The following is a 20,582-nucleotide window of genomic DNA, read 5'->3' as shown; positions in this document are numbered from 1 at the left end:
AAATTCAGAAAGGAACATAAAACATGTTATCATTACCATTTCAAAATCATTTTGATTGAGACAAACATCATTTTAATCAAGATGAATTAAATTTAAAACAAACAGAGGAATTATTTAAAAAAATAGATGACCAATTATGAAATGAATGTGATAAATCTATATATACACCATATAGATTTAGACAACGAAAATTAAAATCAAAAAAAGGTTTATTAACTTATAAACGACGTATTTGTGTATATTATAACCAAAAAATACAAAAAAATGAATATATTTCATTATTAGATTTTTATCTTGGTGTTAAAAAGTATAGTAAACTTGCTCCTGATGTGATTAAACAAATTTTAAAATATTTTACTGATGGTAAAAGATATCGTGATATTTGCGATACTTTTATAGAAGACTTAATAAGTAATAGTACTGTTTGTAGAAAATTTCAAAAATTTCAATTACCAAAAATTAATATTCCTAAAATACCATTAAAATCAAAACAAACTTTATATATAAATATTGATGATGGACATCGAAAATTTAAGTTTAATGATAACCATAATAGTAAAAATTGTAAAAAATGTTCTATGAGATTAATAGCATTTTGTACTGGCAAAAAGAAAAATGGAAAATTAATTAATAAAAGAGCTGCTTGTAAAATCAGATTAACAAAAACAAAAATTGGTGCAGATAAAACTGCACAATTAATTAAAAAATATGGTAATTTATTTTTTGAAAATTTTGACCAAGCAAATTTAATTGTATGTGGAGACAGTGCAAAATGAATTAGAAAAACAGCTGATATTTTAAATGCTAAATTTATTTTAGATAAATTTCATGCTTTTCATGTTTTATATCTTGGAATTATGGCTGGAAGAAGAAAAGATAAAATTGCTAAATTACATTGTGAATATGCACAAAATTTATTTGCAAAAGGTCAATATGATGAATTAATTGATTTTTTACAATCATTGACTGAAAAATATAAAAAAATAAAAGTTGGTTATTTTATTAATGCAAAAGAAGGAGTACTTAATCAAGCGTTAGTTGAAAATATTGGCTGTTTTACTGAAACTAATATTAAACAAATATTAAAACACATGATTGGTAGCAGAACCTATAATATTGATATGTATACAAAAATGGTTGATTTTAAATGTTATAAAATAAATACGGAAATACAGTTATTATAAAATCAAAATATAAATTAAAAAATACCTAAAAAACCGAAAATAACATAAAACTTATGAAAGGAAACTTTAATAAGAATTTTTGATTTGTAAAAGTAAGTATTATTGTTGACTTATATTTTCTAAGTGCTAAGATTAATATACAATTACATAACTTAGTCTCAATTATTCTCGTCTAACTTTATAATTTTAAGGCAACTAATGAATAATTATCGACAACATCGTTATGCTCCCAAAATAATTAATGAAATGCCACAATTAGTTAAAGATTGATTGTTATTTTTAAAATAATTAAGAAAGGAGAAAAGATAATGCAATATGCTTATTTATTAAAATATAAAGTTAATTATACAGATGAAACAAAATATAAAGTATTTACTAAAATTGAAAATGCTATTAATTTTCATAAAAATTATAAACATCCTATATTAAATGATAATACTTATGAAAGAATAGTTACTACAAAAGCATTTATTACAAATTATGAAAGGCTTTTCTCCCTTTATGTACTATTTTTAAATTTTATCACATAAATGCTGAGAAAAGCCTATCTACGGACTTCTCCCCACATTTTTAAATTAAACATAGCATTACAGTTTCAAAACTAGGTATGTTATTGAATTTATATGCAGCTTCTTTTGCATATAAATGAATATGATGTTTTGCAACTTTGATATGTGTTTTAAATGTTCTTCGTATATGTTTTCATACTGACTCAATTTGGTTGGTATTTACACCAGTTTTTGAAACATAGCCATCTTGATGGTTAACTGTTTCATGCTTAGTGAAAACCGATTTCAAATCGCGATATCCTTTTCAAGAATCAGTATGTACATCACACTTTGAAGAAATGTGGTTTATTGCAAACTGCAAAAGATTTTTACTGTTTGCGTTTTTCAATACTTTCACAATCAGATTGTTGGTTGTTTTTTCATAAATACCAACAATCAAGGTTTTGTTCAACAAGGATCTTCCTTGTTTTTTAAAACCCATATGTGAAAGATACATTTCATCCATTTGCACTATGCCCTCAACAATGAATTGAGGTTCTTGTTTAGCAATGGCACTTCGGATTTTATGACCCATTCTTCAAGCTGTTTTCAAGGTCACTCCCAATTCTTTTGCAACATCAGTTGATGGAATTCCATGTTTGGTGTTTATTCATCTAAAGATGAGATAAAACCAAGATATTAAAGGTGTTTGTGACTTTGAAAATATAGTGCCCGTGAGAATACTGAATGTTTGATGACATTTCAAACATCTCATTTTTCTTAAATTAGAAGTATTCAAATTAAAACTAGAACACCTAATACATTTGCTTTGTTTCAAACTTGCTATATATGCAAGACATTGTTTTTCAGTTTGAAAAGTATTATTGAACTCATTCAATTTCATTGTTTCCTCCACAAGTACATGTGGGGAGAAGTCCGTTATGAAATATTAGTAATGGAATTAGATATAAATAGTTAAAAGGAGAATATATATGTATTTATGAAAAGAAAATCTTGAATATAAAAAAACTTATTTAAATAATATTATTACTAATAGTTGTGATATTTGTCGTAAAAAATCATCTATAAATAATAGAACATGTAATAAATGTTTTAAAAGGTTAAGTAATTATGAATAATTTAATTTTTAAAAAGATACACATCAATATTTTTTAGAAGATAAAGAATTAATATCAGTTTCTAGAATTATTGATAATTATTTAGGTTTTGGTTATAGTCATATATCACCAGAAGTTTTAAAAAATGCTGCAGTTCGTGGACAATGAGTTCATAAACTTAATGAATTATATTTAATTAATATTAATAAAGAAAATATTATTAATGATTTATTAAAAAAATTAAAACCTTTAACAAATGAAATAAATTAGGCTTTTCTCCCTTTATGTACTATTTTTAAATTTTATCACATAAATGCTGAGAAAAGCCTTTTTTAATTATATTTTTTATGATTTTTAAAATTTATGGTATAATTTAATTAACAAATATTTAGATTTGCTAGTTTTATTGTTTGAAGTTAGAAAATCTATACGTTAGATTAATTCGTCCAAAAATTCTGAAAGTATTGAAGTTTTAATAACAAATTATTAAAATATAGTATAGTATACCGTAATATAACATTTATATGTATTTAAACATAAAGTAGGTTTATCCCTTTTGTATTTCATTCGTGCGCTGACAATAACAATATAATTTAAAACTTAAACTAAAGGAATAATTTTTAAGATACAAGAGATTAAAATTAATAATCCAATTTTATAAGATGCCATCCAATATTTTACTGGGTACGTTAAAAACTAATACTAATCTTAATATTAACAAAACCATTCTAAATAAAACTACCACCAACTTAGCATATCAATGCTTTCATAGTTATAAAACTCATGATGAAGACTTATGAGATGAAATTGACCAAACATTAACTATTCATGTCGCTAACTTATTTGAACAAAATAAACAAACTGCTAGTGAAACACTACTGTCGTTTGCTTAAAAACATTAAGTGAATTTTTCATTAACAAAGTCCAACAACGATTAATTAAAAACCAAATTCAAGTCTTAACGCAATAAAAAGGAGAGAAACACAATGGTAAATATAATCCCAGTTCCCATATGAACAACACCCTACAAAAAGCAGTAGATTACTTTATTCTATCACTGATTTATTTGGATTTTCTGATAATATTATTGTTAGTGGTGTTAGTGGTAATGAGGATAGTCTTAGTGATATTGAAATTGAAGTTCCTGTTTTATTCATTGGTGACTATTTTAAAAATAAAGTTTAAAAGAATTTGCATGAATGGGCTTTAATTATACAGTTGGAATAGAGTTTATTGATAATTTTGCTTTATTTGCCAATATTTGTTGCTGAAATTTGTGCGTGAGCATTTGCTAAAATGAATAAAATTCACAACTCTGATAATAATGAGTTCAGTCTATACTTTAAAAAACGTAAATATTTTTAATTAGATATTTACGTTTTTTAAATTCAATTTTGTATGCTTCGAAACTAATTTATGAACAAATAAAATAATCAAATTTAACCTTGGTTTTCTACTTGTAAAATTATTACTTTGTAAGATTCTTTAATGCCTTTAACATCAACAGTTTCTCCTGTTGTAGCATTCATAATTGAAATTGCTAAAGGACATTCATTAGAAATTCATCCTTCAAACGGGTTACTTTCAATACTTCCAACAATTTTAAACTTTTGTTGAGTTCCATCAACGGGTTTACCATCTTTACTTTTAGCAATAGTTACTCAACTACCAACACGAACAGCTTTTACGTTAGTGTTTTTACGATTTTGTTGTTCTTCAAGAATAACAGCATTATTAATAATAGCTTCTAATTCTTGGATTCTTGCTTCATTTTTAGCTTGTTCTTCACGAGCACTAGTATAATCAGCATTTTCAGACAAGTCACCATCGGCTCTGGCTGCTTTTAAACGTTCCTTAATTGATTCACGCTCTACTTCGACAATCTTTTTTAGTTCGGCTTTAATTTTTTCTAATCCTTGTTCAGTAACAATGACTTGTTTATTTTTGTTTATTTCACTCATAAAATTCCTCCATTAATTATTAATAAGATAGTATGCTAACAACGTAGTTAATTATATCATAAGGGAATTTGGTTTTTAAAAAAGTATTCTTTATGAATACTTTTTTAAGATAAATTAATTGAATTATTTGATTAATTTTTCTTCAAGTAAAACATTATGAATAGCTTTTTTGACAGCTTCAGAGTCACCATTAATAATAATGAAGGCCATTTTATTAAGGTGTTTAACACCTAATCCAAGTAAACTAAGTACTGATTTAGCGTTACCTTCAACTTCATTACTTAAGTCTTTACCACTAACGAGTTTGCCATTTATGTCAGTTCCTGTAAGTTTACCATTTTCAATAGTAATATTCTTAGTAACATCAGCATTATCATTTAATTTTATAGCTTTTACTGTAGTTTCTTTAAACGCAGCAAGTTTACCAGTAATTTTTGATACTGGTCGTGCATGTAAACCAATCTTTGCTTCGTCAATAATTTGTACAGCATATATAATAGAATTCATTTTTACCTCCAAGGTATGTTTAAAAAATAATTGTAATATAATCACAACTTATTTATAACACATTTTTTGTTTTCTTTTGAAAAAAATTTTATTAAAAAATTTTCTTTGATATTTAAAATATTACTCCTTTAAGAGGAAATAATACTTTCATAGTTAATTATTGAAAAACTTACAATTAAATGTCTTAAATTTTTTAATAATTAATGAAAATTATAATAAATCTAATGACTCATCAGTTTTTAAATTTCGGACTTCTCCCCACATGTACTTGTGGAGGAAACAATGAAATTGAATGAGTTCAATAATACTTTTCAAACTGAAAAACAATGTCTTGCATATATAGCAAGTTTGAAACAAAGCAAATGTATTAGGTGTTCTAGTTTTAATTTGAATACTTCTAATTTAAGAAAAATGAGATGTTTGAAATTTCATCAAACATTCAGTATTCTCACGGGCACTATATTTTCAAAGTCACAAACACCTTTAATATCTTGGTTTTATCTCATCTTTAGATGAATAAACACCAAACATGGAATTCCATCAACTGATGTTGCAAAAGAATTGGGAGTGACCTTGAAAACAGCTTGAAGAATGGGTCATAAATCCGAAGTGCCATTGCTAAACAAGAACCTCAATTCATTGTTGAGGGCATAGTGCAAATAGATGAAATGTATCTTTCACATATGGGTTTAAAAAACAAGGAAGATCCTTGTTGAACAAAACCTTGATTGTTGGTATTTATGAAAAAACAACCAACAATCTGATTGTGAAAGTATTGAAAAACGCAAACAGTAAAAATCTTTTGCAGTTTGCAATAAACCACATTTCTTCAAAGTGTGATGTACATACTGATTATTGAAAAGGATATCGCGATTTGAAATCGGTTTTCACTAAGCATGAAACAGTTAACCATCAAGATGGATATGTTTCAAAAACTGGTGTAAATACCAACCAAATTGAGTCAGTATGAAAACATATACGAAGAACATTTAAAACACATATCAAAGTTGCAAAACATCATATTCATTTATATGCAAAAGAAGCTGCATATAAATTCAATAACATACCTAGTTTTGAAACTGTAATGCTATGTTTAATTTAAAAATGTGGGGAGAAGTCCGTATATAGGCTTTTCTCAGCATTTATGTGATAAAATTTAAAAATAGTACATAAAGGGAGAAAAGCCAAAATAAATTTAAAAGATTAACAAAATTATAAATTAGAGCAGAATAGACCTGATGTATTAATAAAATACATATTAGATTTTAATAATTAATTACGCAATTTATAAAATATTGCGTATAATTTATATAATGTCAAAATTTTAGAACAATGGAGAATGTATAATGTCTGAACAAGAAAAACTAGTTGCTGACCAAAAAATTATTAATATTGCCGTGATTGCTCACGTTGACGTTGGCAAGTCAACATTAGTCGATGCTCTACTAAAACAATCAGGAGTCTTTCGTCAAAACCAAGTTGTTGTTGAACAAGTTATGGATAGTAATGAACAAGAACGAAGACGTGGAATTACTATTTATGCCAAAAACTGTTCTATTATGCACGGTGATGTTAAGATAAATATTGTTGATACACCTGGTCATGCTGACTTTTCATCAGAAGTTGAAAGAATTATGAAAACAGTTGACTGTGTAATTTTGCTAGTTGATAGTGTTGAAGGTCCAATGCCACAAACACGTTTTGTTTTACAAAAAGCCCTCGAACACAATTTGAATCCCATTTTAATGATTAATAAAATTGATAAAAAAGACCAAAGAATTGATGAAGTAAAAGATGAAGTTTTAAACTTATTCATGGAACTAAATGCTAATGATACACAATTAGACTTTCCAACACTGTATGGAATTACAAGACAAGGAATTTGTCAGTATGAGTTAGATAAACCAAGTGATAACTTAGAACCATTATTTGAAACAATTATTAAACATGCTAAAGTTTCTACGCTCATCAAAATTAACAAACCCTTACAAATGCAAATTAGCTCATTAGACTATGATAGTTTTATTGGACGGATCGGAATTGGACGTATTTTTCAAGGTACGATTTCTGAAAACCAAGAAATTGTTGTTGTCGATGATTATGATTTAAAACGGAAAGCACGTATTAAATATCTGTTTGTTTACCAAGGTTTAAAACGTATAGCAGTTAAAACTGCCATCGCTGGTGATATTGTATGTGTAGCTGGAATTGAAAATATTACCATTGGTAATACTATTTGTGATAAAGATAATGTTAACCCCATGGATCCGATTACTATTCAAGCACCAACTATGTCAATGAACTTCTTAGTTAATAATTCACCATTCTGTGGTACAGAAGGAAAACTAGTTACAAGTAATAAAATCCAAGAACGTTTAACGCGCGAATTAGAAACTAACGTCGGATTAAAAGTTGAACAACTTGCTGGCAGCAATGCTGATGGTTTTAAAGTCTTTGGTCGTGGTGAATTACATTTATCAGTTTTAATTGAAAACATGCGTCAAGAAGGTTTTGAATTAGGAATTTCAAAACCAGAAGTTGTCTTTAAAAAAGATGAAAAAGGTCACACTACTGAACCAGTTGAAGAAATTACTCTAAACCATCCAACTGAATATAGTAGTACTATTATTGATAATCTAAATCGTCGTAAAGGTATTATAACTAATATGGACTCTGATAATGTTCGTGATAAAATTGTTTTCCATATTCCAACTAGAGGATTAATTGGATTTGGTCGTCAATATATTAACATTACTCGTGGAACTGGTGTAATGGTTCGTAGTTTCCTAGCTTATGAACCATTAAAAGGTGAAATTGGACATAGTCGTAATGGTGTGTTAGTAAGTATGGTGACAGGAATCACTTTACCTTATGCTTTAAATTCTTTAGAAGAACGTGGAACGCTATTTGTAAAACCGCAAACTAAAGTGTATGAAGGTATGATTATTGGTTTAAGCAGTCGCGATAAAGATTTAGATGTTAACCCATGTAAAGCAAAACAATTAACTAATACTAGAAGTTCAGGTAATGATGAAGCAGTTCGTTTAACACCACCAATATTATTTAGCTTAGAAGAAGCTTTAGAATTTGTTGATAATGATGAACTTGTAGAAGTAACGCCAGAAAATATTCGTATGCGTAAACGTTTCTTAACCGAAAATGAACGTAAAAAAAATAGAAATCGTAAGTAATAACTTACGATTTCTTAATCTAATTATTTATTTTCTATTCTGTGCGTTTATAACGAGGATTTATTTAAAATACTATATTATTAGCATTTAATTAATAAGTTAAAAGTTCCTTGTGCTTCACTTGAAGTAATTGATAAATAAACATATTCTGCTATTAGTGTTTGTGATAAGTCAACATCAGCACCTATTTGAAAACTATTATTAATTTCAACTGCTGTTACTAATTTATGAACATGAATATTTTTTAAGTCTAAATTAGTAACTTTAATAACATAGAATAAGATATCATTATGATATTGATCATTGTTAGTAAACATATCTTTAATTTGGTGACCATAATATGCAAATCCTAAATCAGGTAGTTTGATGTCTGAATTAAACTGATGGTCTGTATGCTCTAACTCTGATTTTTGATAATTAAGGTCAGCTTCTAATCGAAAAGAACCATTATTTAATTGGTATTCATTAAAATTAGTAGTAAATGTATTCATTTCAACCGTTTTGATTTCAGATGTATTTGTTGTATATTTAGCAATAATGTTTACTTTATAATTGCCCTGACCAGCAGCAGTAGTTTGATAAGTTTCGCTTACCACTTTGGCAACCACTACTAATAATATCTTTAACAACATGCATTAATACATTATTTTTGGCAGTTAAAGCTGTTGAAGTTAAAGATAAATCAACATTACTTAAGTCTCAAGTTAATACTCCCAATTCTGCTAATTTATTTTTTGTATTTGTTACAATGATTTCAACAATGTACTAGCAACAGGTTCTGATTGAATTCCTAATGGACTAATTCCACCATATACTTTATCTGTTAATTTAACATCTTGCTTTAATGTTTGCACATTAGCGTTGACATCATGAGTAGTATTAGCAACAATTCCAATACCTGCTGAACTGCTGACTGCTAATACACTTAACATTGATAATAATTTGAACATAATATTTATTCCTCCGTATGGTTAAATTTATTCATAAATTAATTACAGACTTCTCCCCACATGTACTTGTGGAGGAAACAATGAAATTGAATGAGTTCAATAATACTTTTCAAACTGAAAAACAATGTCTTGCATATATAGCAAGTTTGAAACAAAGCAAATGTATTAGGTGTTCTAGTTTTAATTTGAATACTTCTAATTTAAGAAAAATGATATGTTTGAAATGTCATCAAACATTCAGTATTCTCACGGGCACTATATTTTCAAAGTCACAAACACCTTTAATATCTTGGTTTTATCTCATCTTTAGAATAATAAACACCAAACATGGAATTCCATCAACTGATGTTGCAAAAGAATTGGGAGTGACCTTGAAAACAGCTTGAAGAATGGGTCATAAAATCCGAAGTGCCATTGCTAAACAAGAACCTCAATTCATTGTTGAGGGCATAGTGCAAATGGATGAAATGTATCTTTCACATATAGGTTTAAAAAACAAGGAAGATCCTTGTTGCACAAAACCTTGATTGTTGGTATTTATGAAAAAACAACCAACAATCTGATTGTGAAAGTATTGAAAAACGCAAACAGTAAAAATCTTTTGCAGTTTGCAATAAACCACATTTCTTCAAAGTGTGATGTACATACTGATTCTTGAAAAGGATATCGCGATTTGAAATCGGTTTTCACTAAGCATGAAACAGTTAACCATCAAGATGGCTATGTTTCAAAAACTGGTGTAAATACCAACCAAATTGAGTCAGTATGAAAACATATACGAAGAACATTTAAAACACATATCAAAGTTGCAAAACATCATATTCATTTATATGCAAAAGAAGCTGCATATAAATTCAATAACATACCTAGTTTTGAAACTGTAATGCTATGTTTAATTTAAAAATGTGGGGAGAAGTCCGTAGATAGGATTTTCTCAGCATTTATGTGATAAAATTTTAAAATAGTACATAAAGGGAGAAAAGCCTTATTTTTTTGCTTAATTTTTAATTTCGTAGAAAAAAAATAATTTATAACAATTAATACTCATCTCATGCTCCTTACAAAACATAGATTTTAAATAATAATTATTTTGATAATGATTTACTTTTTAAAAAATATAGTGTATCATTAATACGTTGTTGATTAATTCACAATTTTCTTTTAAGATATGATTGATAAAAATTTATCAAAGAGTTGTTAATGATGTCAAAGAAACAAGCAATCAAAATGAAATTACTTGACAACTTTTAATTTTAGAAAAAATTAGATGAATTAATACTTTTAAATATAAGTATATAAAATAATAATTAGTTTAAAACCTAATATTTTTTAGAGTAACCCCTTTTTATTTTTACGAGGTTATTTTTCAAATTATATTTATCACTGTCTTTTCTAAATTTATCCAAAATTTACTTTTTAAGGAGAAAAAAATATATGAGTTTTACAGAACTAAACTTAAGACAAGAACTAACAGCAGCCATTGCTAAATGAGGGTACACAACTCCAACGGCAATTCAAAAGAAAACAATTCCTGTTTCTTTACAAAATAAAGATATCATTGGAAAAAGTCACACTGGAACTGGAAAAACCGCTGCTTTTGTTTTACCAATCTTACATAATTTAGATCTTAAATTATACCGTAACCAAGCAATCATCGTTTGTCCAACAAGAGAACTTGCCATTCAAGTTGCTAAACAAGTAAAGAAATATGCCTACTTTTTAAATGGTGTAAATGTCGCTTTACTATGTGGAGGAGCTAACATCAGAAATCAATTATATGATTTAAGAACAAGTAATATTGTTGTGGGAACACCAGGCCGTATTACTGACCACATTAACCGTGGAAGTTTACGTTTAAACACTATCAAAACCATTGTTTTAGATGAAGCTGATGAAATGTTAAAAATGGGATTCAAAAAAGATATTGATTTCTTGTTTGAAAACTCACCAACTGATATTCAAACTGTGCTTTTCTCAGCTACTATGTCAAAACCAGTTTTAAGAATTGCTGATGACTACCAAAACAATCCAGTAAGTATCAGTGTTGAAGATGAATCATCAAAACTACAACAAGAAAATATTAGTCAATTCTACTTTGACTGTCGTAATACAAATAAAGAAACTGCTTTAGTTGCTTTATACCAAAATCTAAAGCCAGAGTTAAGCATTGTCTTTTCAAATACTAAAGCCTTCACTGCACGAATTGCGAAAGTACTTTCTGATAATGGTATTCAATCTGCAGTTATTAATGGTGATAAAAGTCAAAGAGAACGTTTAGAAGCAATGCGTCAATTCAAAAATGGAACTGTTAAAGTCTTAATTGCTACTGACGTTGTTGCTCGTGGAATTGATGTTAACGGAATCGATTACATATTTAACTATGATATCCCTCGTGAACATGAATATTATACACACCGTATTGGACGTACTGCCCGTGCTGGTGCCAAAGGAACTGCTATTACATTAGTAAGCAACAGAACACAATACAATGAACTTCAAGATATTCAATACTATCAAAAACATGATATTAAATTATTTAATAGCGCTGATTGAGAATTACCAAAAAACATTGTTTTAGCACCTGCTACGCAAAAACCAAGTTTCCTATCACGTGATAGAGGAGACAGAGGAAGAAATGATTTCTCACGTAGTAACAATGGTAACTCTAATTGAAGAAAAAAAGACCGTTACTAAATCTTTTAATTAAAATAAAAGTATGCTATACTTTGAGCATACTAAACTAAATTATATAACACCATTAGGTTCTACTTATTATTTTACGGACTTCTCCCCACATGTACTTGTGGAGGAAACAATGAAATTGAATGAGTTCAATAATACTTTTCAAACCGAAAAACAATGTCTTGCATATATAGCAAGTTTGAAACAAAGCAAATGTATTAGGTGTTCTAGTTTTAATTTGAATACTTCTAATTTAAGAAAAATGAGATGTTTGAAATGTCATCAAACATTCAGTATTCTCACGGGCACTATATTTTCAAAGTCACAAACACCTTTAATATCTTGGTTTTATCTCATCTTTAGATGAATAAACACCAAACATGGAATTCCATCAACTGATGTTGCAAAAGAATTGGGAGTGACCTTGAAAACAGCTTGAAGAATGAGTCATAAAATCCGAAGTGCCATTGCTAAACAAGAATCTCAATTCATTGTTGAGGGCATAGTGCAAATGGATGAAATGTATCTTTCACATATGGGTTTTAAAAAACAAGGAAGATCCTTGTTGAACAAAACCTTGATTGTTGGTATTTATGAAAAAACAACCAACAATCTGATTGTGAAAGTATTGAAAAACGCAAACAGTAAAAATCTTTTGCAGTTTGCAATAAACCACATTTCTTCAAAGTGTGATGTACATACTGATTCTTGAAAAGGATATCGCGATTTGAAATCGGTTTTCACTAAGCATGAAACAGTTAACCATCAAGATGGCTATGTTTCAAAAACTGGTGTAAATACCAACCAAATTGAGTCAGTATGAAAACATATACGAAGAACATTTAAAACACATATCAAAGTTGCAAAACATCATATTCATTTATATGCAAAAGAAGCTGCATATAAATTCAATAACATACCTAGTTTTGAAACTGTAATGCTACGTTTAATTTAAAAATGTGGGGAGAAGTCCGTAGATAGGCTTTTCTCAGCATTTATGTGATAAAATTTAAAAATAGTACATAAAGGGAGAAAAGCCTTATTTTATTAATAATCAGAGCCTAATTTTATTTAAATATTAAGGAGTAGTGAAGCAATATGGCAGATGGAACACAACAAAAACCACAAGAACAACAACCAAACAAAGAGTTGCTTAATAAATTAACTAATGAAGAGCAAGAAAAAAAAATTTCTTCACCAAAATCAAACCAAAAAAATTGATTTTTAAAATTTTTAGTACAAATTTTTTGTTTGCCAATTTATAATTTTTTTATAGTAAAGCCTTTTAATTATTTATACCCATCAAAAAAAGAATCAATTGAAAAAAAACCACCTATAAAATTAAATGTGGAAAATAAAGAAGAAAAAACTGATACAACTCTTGCTCAATCATGTACTCAAGCAGAACAAGAACAAGCTAATAATAATCAACCACCAACACTAACAGCATAACCTCTATTTAAAATACTTATTAGTACGCTCTAAATCTTTAATATTATCAATATCCCAATGACTATTAAAATCTAAAACATAAGATTTTAATATCATATGATGTTTTATACTATTATTAATTAAATACTTACCAACCAGTGTTGTTTTCAACACTAAAACTTGCTCAGGATCATGTAAATCTTGACCAAGTTTTTTTGCTCATAATTTATTAACATATGATCACTCACCTGCTAATAAACTATTAGCATCATGCGACTTAATAATATCAATAATATTACCATCACTACTTAATTCATAAGTTCAATCATCTTTTTTATCATTATCATCACGAGTAACACCAACCATCACATTAGTATCAAACTCATGATTAAAGTGATTAATCGTACTAACCATATCGCCAGAAATAATAAAAATATCACTATTACCATCAAAATACTTTGCTACTAATTTCAAAGCATAACCACTATCATAATCTAAATAATACTTATTATGAACTAAAGTTAAATTAGAATATTTAATAGTTAAATATTTAAAATCATTTTCTAAGTAACCAGTAATTACAATAATTTTTGTCAACTCGGGTACTTGCAATAAATTATTAATCGTATGTTCAATTAATGGTACATCATTAAATTTAATTAATGATTTATGAATCTCGTGAGTTAATGGGCGTAATCTCGTACCACTTCCCGCAGCAAAAATAATAGCAACTTTCATTAAAATACTCCTTTTACTTAATAACAAAATTAATAATTTTATTCATAACGAAAATAGTTTTAATTATTGTTTTGTCGTTTAATCATGGTTTAATTTTCTCATTACTAGTAACGATTTTTACAACATCTGCTTGCGATAAATCAACTGGTAATTGAAAAGTATGTTTAGTTTTACCATTAATTTGAATAGCAACAGTAACTGTTTTAGCCACTAAAAACTTTTCATTATACGTAGGAAACTTACTATGATTAATGCTTGTTTTATTACCTGTAAGTTCCCATAATTCTTCACTTAAATGTGGAGCAAATGGATTTAATAATTTTAAGAAATTAAATAAATATTCTTGATAAATACTGCTTGCTTTGTAACAAGCATTAATAAAAATCATTAACTGGGCAATGGCGGTATTAAAACTTAAATCATTAATGTCACAAGTAACCTTTTTCACAGTTTGATGATAAATAGTATCTAATGTCATATCATTAGTACTACTAATTTTACTTTGGTATTCACTATCAGTGAACAAACGATAAACACGAGTTAAAAATTTATGACTACCAACAAGGCCACTAGCTAATCATGGTAACGATGCTGTTAAAGGTCCCATAAACATTTCATAAAGACGTAATGTATCAGCACCATATTCATTAATAATATCATCTGGATTAACAACATTACCCCGTGATTTCGACATCTTTTCATTGTTTTCACCAAGAATCATACCTTGATTTACTAGTTTTAAAAACGGTTCTGAAGTTGGTACTAATCCTAAATCATATAACACTAAATGTCAAAATCGAGCATACATTAAATGTAAAACAGCATGCTCTTGGCCGCCAATATATAAATCAACTGGTAATCAATGTTTAAACCTGTTCTTAGCAACATTACTATCAAAATCAGCATAAGTACCATCATCATTTTTCATTATATAAGCTAAATAATATCAACAACTACCTGCTCATTGTGGCATCGTATTAACTTCTCTCATACCTGTAACACCATCTGTTCTTGTCACATGTAATCATGATTTACTTGCTTTAATTAAAGGAGCACTACCATCATTTGATGGCTTAATATTGGCCATTTTTGGCAATAATACTGGTAACTCGTGTTCTGACACAGTGCTAATAGTCCCATCTGCTCAATGAATAATCGGAAATGGTTCACCTCAATAACGTTGGCGAGAAAATAATCAATCACGTAGTTTATAAGCAGTATGGGATTTACCTTGTTTTAATTTTATTAATTTATCAACAATTAATTTAGTAGCTTCCGTTATATTTTTACCATTAATAAAATCAGAATTAATATATTCACTAGTACCCGTAAAAGGATGAGTTGTATCAGTGGTTTTCATAATAAATGTAATCAGTAATTTTTTAGTTTGTGCAAATAAAAAATCACGAGCATCATGAGCAGGAACTCCCATAATGGCACCAGAGCCATAATGGTTTAAAACGTAATCTCCTACCCATACTGGGATTTTAATTTTTGTTAAGGGGTGAATAACGTAACTACCCGTAAAGACGCCTGTTTTTGAAGTATCTTCACTTTGACGCATTAAATCAGTTTTACTTTGGGCGTTTCGACAATACTTAGTAACTTCATTGCTGTACTCACTTGTCGTTAAATCATGAACTAATGGATGTTCAGGAGCAATGACTAAAAATGAAACACCAAAAATAGTATCAACACGTGATGTAAATACTGTAATTTTATGTTTAGTATTTTCTACTTGAAAATCAACTAGGGTCCCTACACTTTTGCCAATTCAATTCTTTTGTAATTCTTTAACACTATGTGGTCAATCAAGAGTATCTAAACCTTGTAATAATGGTTCAGCATATTTAGTAATTTTAAAAACTCATTGGCGCATGGGTTTTTTAATAACCGGAAAATTACCACGTTCTGAAACCATTTTACCATCAACATTTAATATTTCTTCATTAGCTAAGACTGTTCCTAATTCTGGGCAGAAGTTAACTTCTACATCTTTTAATTGGGCAAGACCCTTTTCATAAAGTTTAATGAAAATTCATTGTGTTCAACGGTAATATTGGGGTTCAGTTGTATTTACTTCTTTATTATAATCAAAACTTAAACCAATACTTTGTAATTGTTTGCGAAAATTATTAATATTTTGTAAAGTAAAAGTTTTTGGATCATGACCAGTATTTAAAGCATATTGTTCAGCAGGTAATCCAAAAGCATCTCATCCAATGGGATGTAATACATTGTAACCATTCATCATTTTAACTCGTGCTATAACGTCAGTGGCACAATACCCTTTGGGATGGCCAACATGTAAACCAGAACCAGAAGGATAAGGAAACATATCAAGTAAATAAGCTTTGGGTTTACTAGTGTCATCAAGATAGGTTTTGAAAGTTTGATTTTGTAACCAATATTTTTGTCATTTTTTTTCAATTTTTTGATGATTATAATCCATGGTATTACTCCTTTAAATTGATAGTATCAAAACATCATATTAACCATAATACCATAATGAATTAATAAGATGCAATTTTTTTATTGTAAAGAAATAAAATATGAGAAGGTCTTATTTGTAAACATATTCTAATTGATTATTATTGCTTATAATCAGTTCTTTAATTTTATCTTTCGTAGATTTATCAATAAATTCATTAATAATTTTACGGACTTCTCCCCACATGTACTTGTGGAGGAAACAATGAAATTGAATGAGTTCAATAATACTTTTCAAACTGAAAAACAATGTCTTGCATATATAGCAAGTTTGAAACAAAGCAAATGTATTAGGTGTTCTAGTTTTAATTTGAATACTTCTAATTTAAGAAAAATGAGATGTTTGAAATGTCATCAAACATTCAGTATTATCACGGGCACTATATTTTCAAAGTCACAAACACCTTTAATATCTTGGTTTTATCTCATCTTTAGATGAATAAACACCAAACATGGAATTCCATCAACTGATGTTGCAAAAGAATTGGGAGTGACCTTGAAAACAGCTTGAAGAATGGGTCATAAAATCCGAAGTGCCATTGCTAAACAAGAACCTCAATTCATTGTTGAGGGCATAGTGCAAATGGATGAAATGTATCTTTCACATATGGGTTTTAAAAAACAAGGAAGATCCTTGTTGAACAAAACCTTGATTGTGAAAGTATTGAAAAACGCAAACAGTAAAAATATTTTGCAGTTTGCAATAAACCACATTTCTTCAAAGTGTGATGTACATACTGATTCTTGAAAAGGATATCGCGATTTGAAATCGGTTTTCACTAAGCGTGAAACAGTTAACCATCAAGATGGCTATGTTTCAAAAACTGGTGTAAATACCAACCAAATTGAGTCAGTATGAAAACATATACGAAGAACATTAAAACACATATCAAAGTTGCAAAACATCATATTCATTTATATGCAAAATAAGCTTCATATAAATTCAATAACATACCTAGTTTTGAAACTGTAATGCTATGTTTAATTTAAAAATGTGGGGAGAAGTCCGTAGATAGGCTTTTCTCAGCATTTATGTGATAAAATTTAAAAATAGTACATAAAGGGAGAAAAGCCTTATTTTTTTGCTTAATTTTTAATTTCGTAGAAAAAAATTAATTTATAACAATTAATACTCATCTCATGCTCCTTACAAAACATAGATTTTAAATAATAATTATTTTGATAATGATTTACTTTTTAAAAAATATAGTGTATCATTAATACGTTGTTGATTAATTCACAATTTTCTTTTAAGATATGATTGATAAAAATTTATCAAAGAGTTGTTAATGATGTCAAAGAAACAAGCAATCAAAATGAAATTACTTGACAACTTTTAATTTTAGAAAAAATTAGATGAATTAATACTTTTAAATATAAGTATATAAAATAATAATTAATTTAAAACCTAATATTTTTTAGAGTAACCCCTTTTTATTTTTACGAGGTTATTTTTCAAATTATATTTATCACTGTCTTTTCTAAATTTATCCAAAATTTACTTTTTAAGGAGAAAAAAATATATGAGTTTTACAGAACTAAACTTAAGACAAGAACTAACAGCAGCCATTGCTAAATGAGGGTACACAACTCCAACGGCAATTCAAAAGAAAACAATTCCTGTTTCTTTACAAAATAAAGATATCATTGGAAAAAGTCACACTGGAACTGGAAAAACCGCTGCTTTTGTTTTACCAATCTTACATAATTTAGATCTTAAATTATACCGTAACCAAGCAATCATCGTTTGTCCAACAAGAGAACTTGCCATTCAAGTTGCTAAACAAGTAAAGAAATATGCCTACTTTTTAAATGGTGTAAATGTCGCTTTACTATGTGGAGGAGCTAACATCAGAAATCAATTATATGATTTAAGAACAAGTAATATTGTTGTGGGAACACCAGGCCGTATTACTGACCACATTAACCGTGGAAGTTTACGTTTAAACACTATCAAAACCATTGTTTTAGATGAAGCTGATGAAATGTTAAAAATGGGATTCAAAAAAGATATTGATTTCTTGTTTGAAAACTCACCAACTGATATTCAAACTGTGCTTTTCTCAGCTACTATGTCAAAACCAGTTTTAAGAATTGCTGATGACTACCAAAACAATCCAGTAAGTATCAGTGTTGAAGATGAATCATCAAAACTACAACAAGAAAATATTAGTCAATTCTACTTTGACTGTCGTAATACAAATAAAGAAACTGCTTTAGTTGCTTTATACCAAAATCTAAAGCCAGAGTTAAGCATTGTCTTTTCAAATACTAAAGCCTTCACTGCACGAATTGCGAAAGTACTTTCTGATAATGGTATTCAATCTGCAGTTATTAATGGTGATAAAAGTCAAAGAGAACGTTTAGAAGCAATGCGTCAATTCAAAAATGGAACTGTTAAAGTCTTAATTGCTACTGACGTTGTTGCTCGTGGAATTGATGTTAACGGAATCGATTACATATTTAACTATGATATCCCTCGTGAACATGAATATTATACACACCGTATTGGACGTACTGCCCGTGCTGGTGCCAAAGGAACTGCTATTACATTAGTAAGCAACAGAACACAATACAATGAACTTCAAGATATTCAATACTATCAAAAACATGATATTAAATTATTTAATAGCGCTGATTGAGAATTACCAAAAAACATTGTTTTAGCACCTGCTACGCAAAAACCAAGTTTCCTATCACGTGATAGAGGAGACAGAGGAAGAAATGATTTCTCACGTAGTAACAATGGTAACTCTAATTGAAGAAAAAAAGACCGTTACTAAATCTTTTAATTAAAATAAAAGTATGCTATACTTTGAGCATACTAAACTAAATTATATAACACCATTAGGTTCTACTTATTATTTTACGGACTTCTCCCCACATGTACTTGTGGAGGAAACAATGAAATTGAATGAGTTCAATAATACTTTTCAAACTGAAAAACAATGTCTTGCATATATAGCAAGTTTGAAACAAAGCAAATGTATTAGGTGTTCTAGTTTTAATTTGAATACTTCTAATTTAAGAAAAATGAGATGTTTGAAATGTCATCAAACATTCAGTATTCTCACGGGCACTATATTTTCAAAGTCACAAACACCTTTAATATCTTGGTTTTATCTCATCTTTAGATGAATAAACACCAAACATGGAATTCCATCAACTGATGTTGCAAAAGAATTGGGAGTGACCTTGAAAACAGCTTGAAGAATGGGTCATAAAATCCGAAGTGCCATTGCTAAACAAGAATCTCAATTCATTGTTGAGGGCATAGTGCAAATGGATGAAATGTATCTTTCACATATGGGTTTTAAAAAACAAGGAAGATCCTTGTTTTTTAAAACCTTGATTGTTGGTATTTATGAAAAAACAACCAACAATCTGATTGTGAAAGTATTGAAAAACGCAAACAGTAAAAATCTTTGGCAGTTTGCAATAAACCACATTTCTTCAAAGTGTGATGTACATACTGATTCTTGAAAAGGATATCGCGATTTGAAATCGGTTTTCACTAAGCATGAAACAGTTAACCATCAAGATGGCTATGTTTCAAAAACTGGTGTAAATACCAACCAAATTGAGTCAGTATGAAAACATATACGAAGAACATTTAAAACACATATCAAAGTTGCAAAACATCATATTCATTTATATGCAAAAGAAGCTGCATATAAATTCAATAACATACCTAGTTTTGAAACTGTAATGCTACGTTTAATTTAAAAATGTGGGGAGAAGTCCGTAGATAGGCTTTTCTCAGCATTTATGTGATAAAATTTAAAAATAGTACATAAAGGGAGAAAAGCCTTATTTTATTAATAATCAGAGCCTAATTTTAT

23 protein-coding genes are annotated in these 20,582 nt (G+C 28.4%); 15 read left to right on the top strand and 8 right to left on the bottom strand.

Annotation, left to right across the window (positions count from 1 at the left end; genetic code table 4):
• The first annotated feature begins 23 nt into the window (after window positions 1–23).
• Window positions 24–1,184, top strand: a complete 1,161-nt coding sequence (locus ACFEL4_RS06395) for an Mbov_0401 family ICE element transposase-like protein (protein WP_375317066.1) — start codon at window positions 24–26, stop codon at window positions 1,182–1,184.
• Between the two features lie 308 nt (window positions 1,185–1,492).
• Window positions 1,493–1,714: a hypothetical protein gene (locus ACFEL4_RS06390; RefSeq protein WP_375317065.1), complete on the top strand. Its 222-nt coding sequence runs from the start codon at window positions 1,493–1,495 to the stop codon at window positions 1,712–1,714.
• A 40-nt stretch (window positions 1,715–1,754) separates the two neighbouring features.
• On the opposite strand, the gene ACFEL4_RS06385 is transcribed toward ACFEL4_RS06390, so the two are convergent.
• Complete coding sequence (locus tag ACFEL4_RS06385) at window positions 1,755–2,576, bottom strand: IS1595 family transposase (protein WP_375316797.1); 822 nt, start codon at window positions 2,574–2,576, stop codon at window positions 1,755–1,757.
• 88 nt (window positions 2,577–2,664) lie between these two features.
• Between ACFEL4_RS06385 and ACFEL4_RS06380 the strand changes: the two genes are divergently transcribed.
• Complete coding sequence (locus ACFEL4_RS06380) at window positions 2,665–2,811, top strand: hypothetical protein (protein ID WP_375316824.1); 147 nt, start codon at window positions 2,665–2,667, stop codon at window positions 2,809–2,811.
• Between the two features lie 641 nt (window positions 2,812–3,452).
• Window positions 3,453–3,683 (top strand): hypothetical protein, encoded by a 231-nt coding sequence (locus ACFEL4_RS06375; protein ID WP_375317064.1) that lies wholly within the window; start codon window positions 3,453–3,455, stop codon window positions 3,681–3,683.
• 546 nt (window positions 3,684–4,229) lie between these two features.
• On the opposite strand, the gene greA is transcribed toward ACFEL4_RS06375, so the two are convergent.
• On the bottom strand, window positions 4,230–4,751 hold the full coding sequence (gene greA / locus ACFEL4_RS06370) for a transcription elongation factor GreA (protein WP_375317063.1): 522 nt from the start codon (window positions 4,749–4,751) through the stop codon (window positions 4,230–4,232).
• 123 nt (window positions 4,752–4,874) lie between these two features.
• Window positions 4,875–5,258 (bottom strand): HPr family phosphocarrier protein, encoded by a 384-nt coding sequence (locus ACFEL4_RS06365; RefSeq protein WP_308149330.1) that lies wholly within the window; start codon window positions 5,256–5,258, stop codon window positions 4,875–4,877.
• 282 nt (window positions 5,259–5,540) lie between these two features.
• On the opposite strand from ACFEL4_RS06365, the gene ACFEL4_RS06360 reads away from it, so the two are divergent.
• The 3 genes from ACFEL4_RS06360 to typA all read left to right on the top strand — a co-directional run bounded on the left by ACFEL4_RS06360 (window position 5,541) and on the right by typA (window position 8,449).
• Window positions 5,541–5,912 carry a hypothetical protein gene (locus ACFEL4_RS06360; protein ID WP_375317062.1) on the top strand — a complete coding sequence of 124 codons (372 nt, stop codon included), beginning with the start codon at window positions 5,541–5,543 and terminating at the stop codon, window positions 5,910–5,912.
• Between the two features lie 58 nt (window positions 5,913–5,970).
• Entirely contained in the window at window positions 5,971–6,360 is a 390-nt protein-coding gene (locus ACFEL4_RS06355; protein WP_375317061.1) for an IS1595 family transposase, read from the top strand.
• Between the two features lie 244 nt (window positions 6,361–6,604).
• Complete coding sequence (gene typA, locus ACFEL4_RS06350; protein ID WP_375317060.1) at window positions 6,605–8,449, top strand: translational GTPase TypA; 1,845 nt, start codon at window positions 6,605–6,607, stop codon at window positions 8,447–8,449.
• Between the two features lie 80 nt (window positions 8,450–8,529).
• Here typA and ACFEL4_RS06345 read toward each other — a convergent pair whose 3' ends face one another.
• Together ACFEL4_RS06345 and ACFEL4_RS06340 are read right to left on the bottom strand one after the other, a co-directional pair.
• Window positions 8,530–9,057 carry a hypothetical protein gene (locus ACFEL4_RS06345; protein WP_375317059.1) on the bottom strand — a complete coding sequence of 176 codons (528 nt, stop codon included), beginning with the start codon at window positions 9,055–9,057 and terminating at the stop codon, window positions 8,530–8,532.
• A gap of 135 nt (window positions 9,058–9,192) precedes the next feature.
• A complete protein-coding gene (locus ACFEL4_RS06340) occupies window positions 9,193–9,399 on the bottom strand; it encodes a hypothetical protein (RefSeq protein WP_375317058.1) in 207 nt (68 codons plus the stop codon).
• 80 nt (window positions 9,400–9,479) lie between these two features.
• On the opposite strand from ACFEL4_RS06340, the gene ACFEL4_RS06335 reads away from it, so the two are divergent.
• Complete coding sequence (locus ACFEL4_RS06335) at window positions 9,480–10,016, top strand: hypothetical protein (RefSeq protein WP_375317057.1); 537 nt, start codon at window positions 9,480–9,482, stop codon at window positions 10,014–10,016.
• Window positions 9,911–10,300, top strand: coding sequence for an IS1595 family transposase (locus ACFEL4_RS06330; protein ID WP_375317056.1), 390 nt, complete (start codon window positions 9,911–9,913; stop codon window positions 10,298–10,300). The genes ACFEL4_RS06335 and ACFEL4_RS06330 overlap by 106 nt, the downstream gene beginning before the upstream one ends.
• Here ACFEL4_RS06330 and ACFEL4_RS06325 read toward each other — a convergent pair.
• Window positions 10,297–10,452: a hypothetical protein gene (locus ACFEL4_RS06325; RefSeq protein ID WP_375317055.1), complete on the bottom strand. Its 156-nt coding sequence runs from the start codon at window positions 10,450–10,452 to the stop codon at window positions 10,297–10,299. The two genes, ACFEL4_RS06330 and ACFEL4_RS06325, sit on opposite strands and share 4 nt — an antisense overlap.
• A 381-nt stretch (window positions 10,453–10,833) precedes the next feature.
• On the opposite strand from ACFEL4_RS06325, the gene ACFEL4_RS06320 reads away from it, so the two are divergent.
• The 3 genes from ACFEL4_RS06320 to ACFEL4_RS06310 all read left to right on the top strand — a co-directional run bounded on the left by ACFEL4_RS06320 (window position 10,834) and on the right by ACFEL4_RS06310 (window position 13,533).
• Window positions 10,834–12,093 carry a DEAD/DEAH box helicase gene (locus tag ACFEL4_RS06320; RefSeq protein WP_375317049.1) on the top strand — a complete coding sequence of 420 codons (1,260 nt, stop codon included), beginning with the start codon at window positions 10,834–10,836 and terminating at the stop codon, window positions 12,091–12,093.
• A gap of 121 nt (window positions 12,094–12,214) precedes the next feature.
• Window positions 12,215–13,036, top strand: coding sequence for an IS1595 family transposase (locus ACFEL4_RS06315; RefSeq protein WP_375317054.1), 822 nt, complete (start codon window positions 12,215–12,217; stop codon window positions 13,034–13,036).
• A gap of 143 nt (window positions 13,037–13,179) precedes the next feature.
• Window positions 13,180–13,533: a hypothetical protein gene (locus ACFEL4_RS06310; protein WP_375317053.1), complete on the top strand. Its 354-nt coding sequence runs from the start codon at window positions 13,180–13,182 to the stop codon at window positions 13,531–13,533.
• Between the two features lie 3 nt (window positions 13,534–13,536).
• Here the strand turns inward: ACFEL4_RS06310 and ACFEL4_RS06305 are convergent, their stop codons facing one another.
• Together ACFEL4_RS06305 and leuS are read right to left on the bottom strand one after the other, a co-directional pair.
• Window positions 13,537–14,250 (bottom strand): sugar phosphate nucleotidyltransferase, encoded by a 714-nt coding sequence (locus ACFEL4_RS06305; RefSeq protein WP_375317052.1) that lies wholly within the window; start codon window positions 14,248–14,250, stop codon window positions 13,537–13,539.
• 13 nt (window positions 14,251–14,263) lie between these two features.
• Window positions 14,264–16,702: a leucine--tRNA ligase gene (gene leuS / locus ACFEL4_RS06300; RefSeq protein WP_375317051.1), complete on the bottom strand. Its 2,439-nt coding sequence runs from the start codon at window positions 16,700–16,702 to the stop codon at window positions 14,264–14,266.
• Window positions 16,703–16,945: 243 nt separating this feature from the next.
• Here leuS and ACFEL4_RS06295 point away from each other — a divergent pair, with 243 nt between their 5' ends.
• The 3 genes from ACFEL4_RS06295 to ACFEL4_RS06285 all read left to right on the top strand — a co-directional run bounded on the left by ACFEL4_RS06295 (window position 16,946) and on the right by ACFEL4_RS06285 (window position 20,466).
• Window positions 16,946–17,713, top strand: coding sequence for an IS1595 family transposase (locus ACFEL4_RS06295; RefSeq protein WP_375317050.1), 768 nt, complete (start codon window positions 16,946–16,948; stop codon window positions 17,711–17,713).
• Between the two features lie 550 nt (window positions 17,714–18,263).
• Window positions 18,264–19,523: a DEAD/DEAH box helicase gene (locus ACFEL4_RS06290; protein ID WP_375317049.1), complete on the top strand. Its 1,260-nt coding sequence runs from the start codon at window positions 18,264–18,266 to the stop codon at window positions 19,521–19,523.
• 121 nt (window positions 19,524–19,644) lie between these two features.
• Complete coding sequence (locus ACFEL4_RS06285) at window positions 19,645–20,466, top strand: IS1595 family transposase (protein WP_375317048.1); 822 nt, start codon at window positions 19,645–19,647, stop codon at window positions 20,464–20,466.
• Window positions 20,467–20,582 lie beyond the last annotated feature (116 nt).

Origin of the sequence: Spiroplasma endosymbiont of Virgichneumon dumeticola (assembly GCF_964264745.1) — a bacterium.
GTDB lineage: Bacteria > Bacillota_I > Bacilli_A > Mycoplasmatales > VBWQ01 > Spiroplasma_E.
Note: the sequence above shows the minus strand (reverse complement) of the source record. Positions and strands in the feature narration are given on the sequence as shown.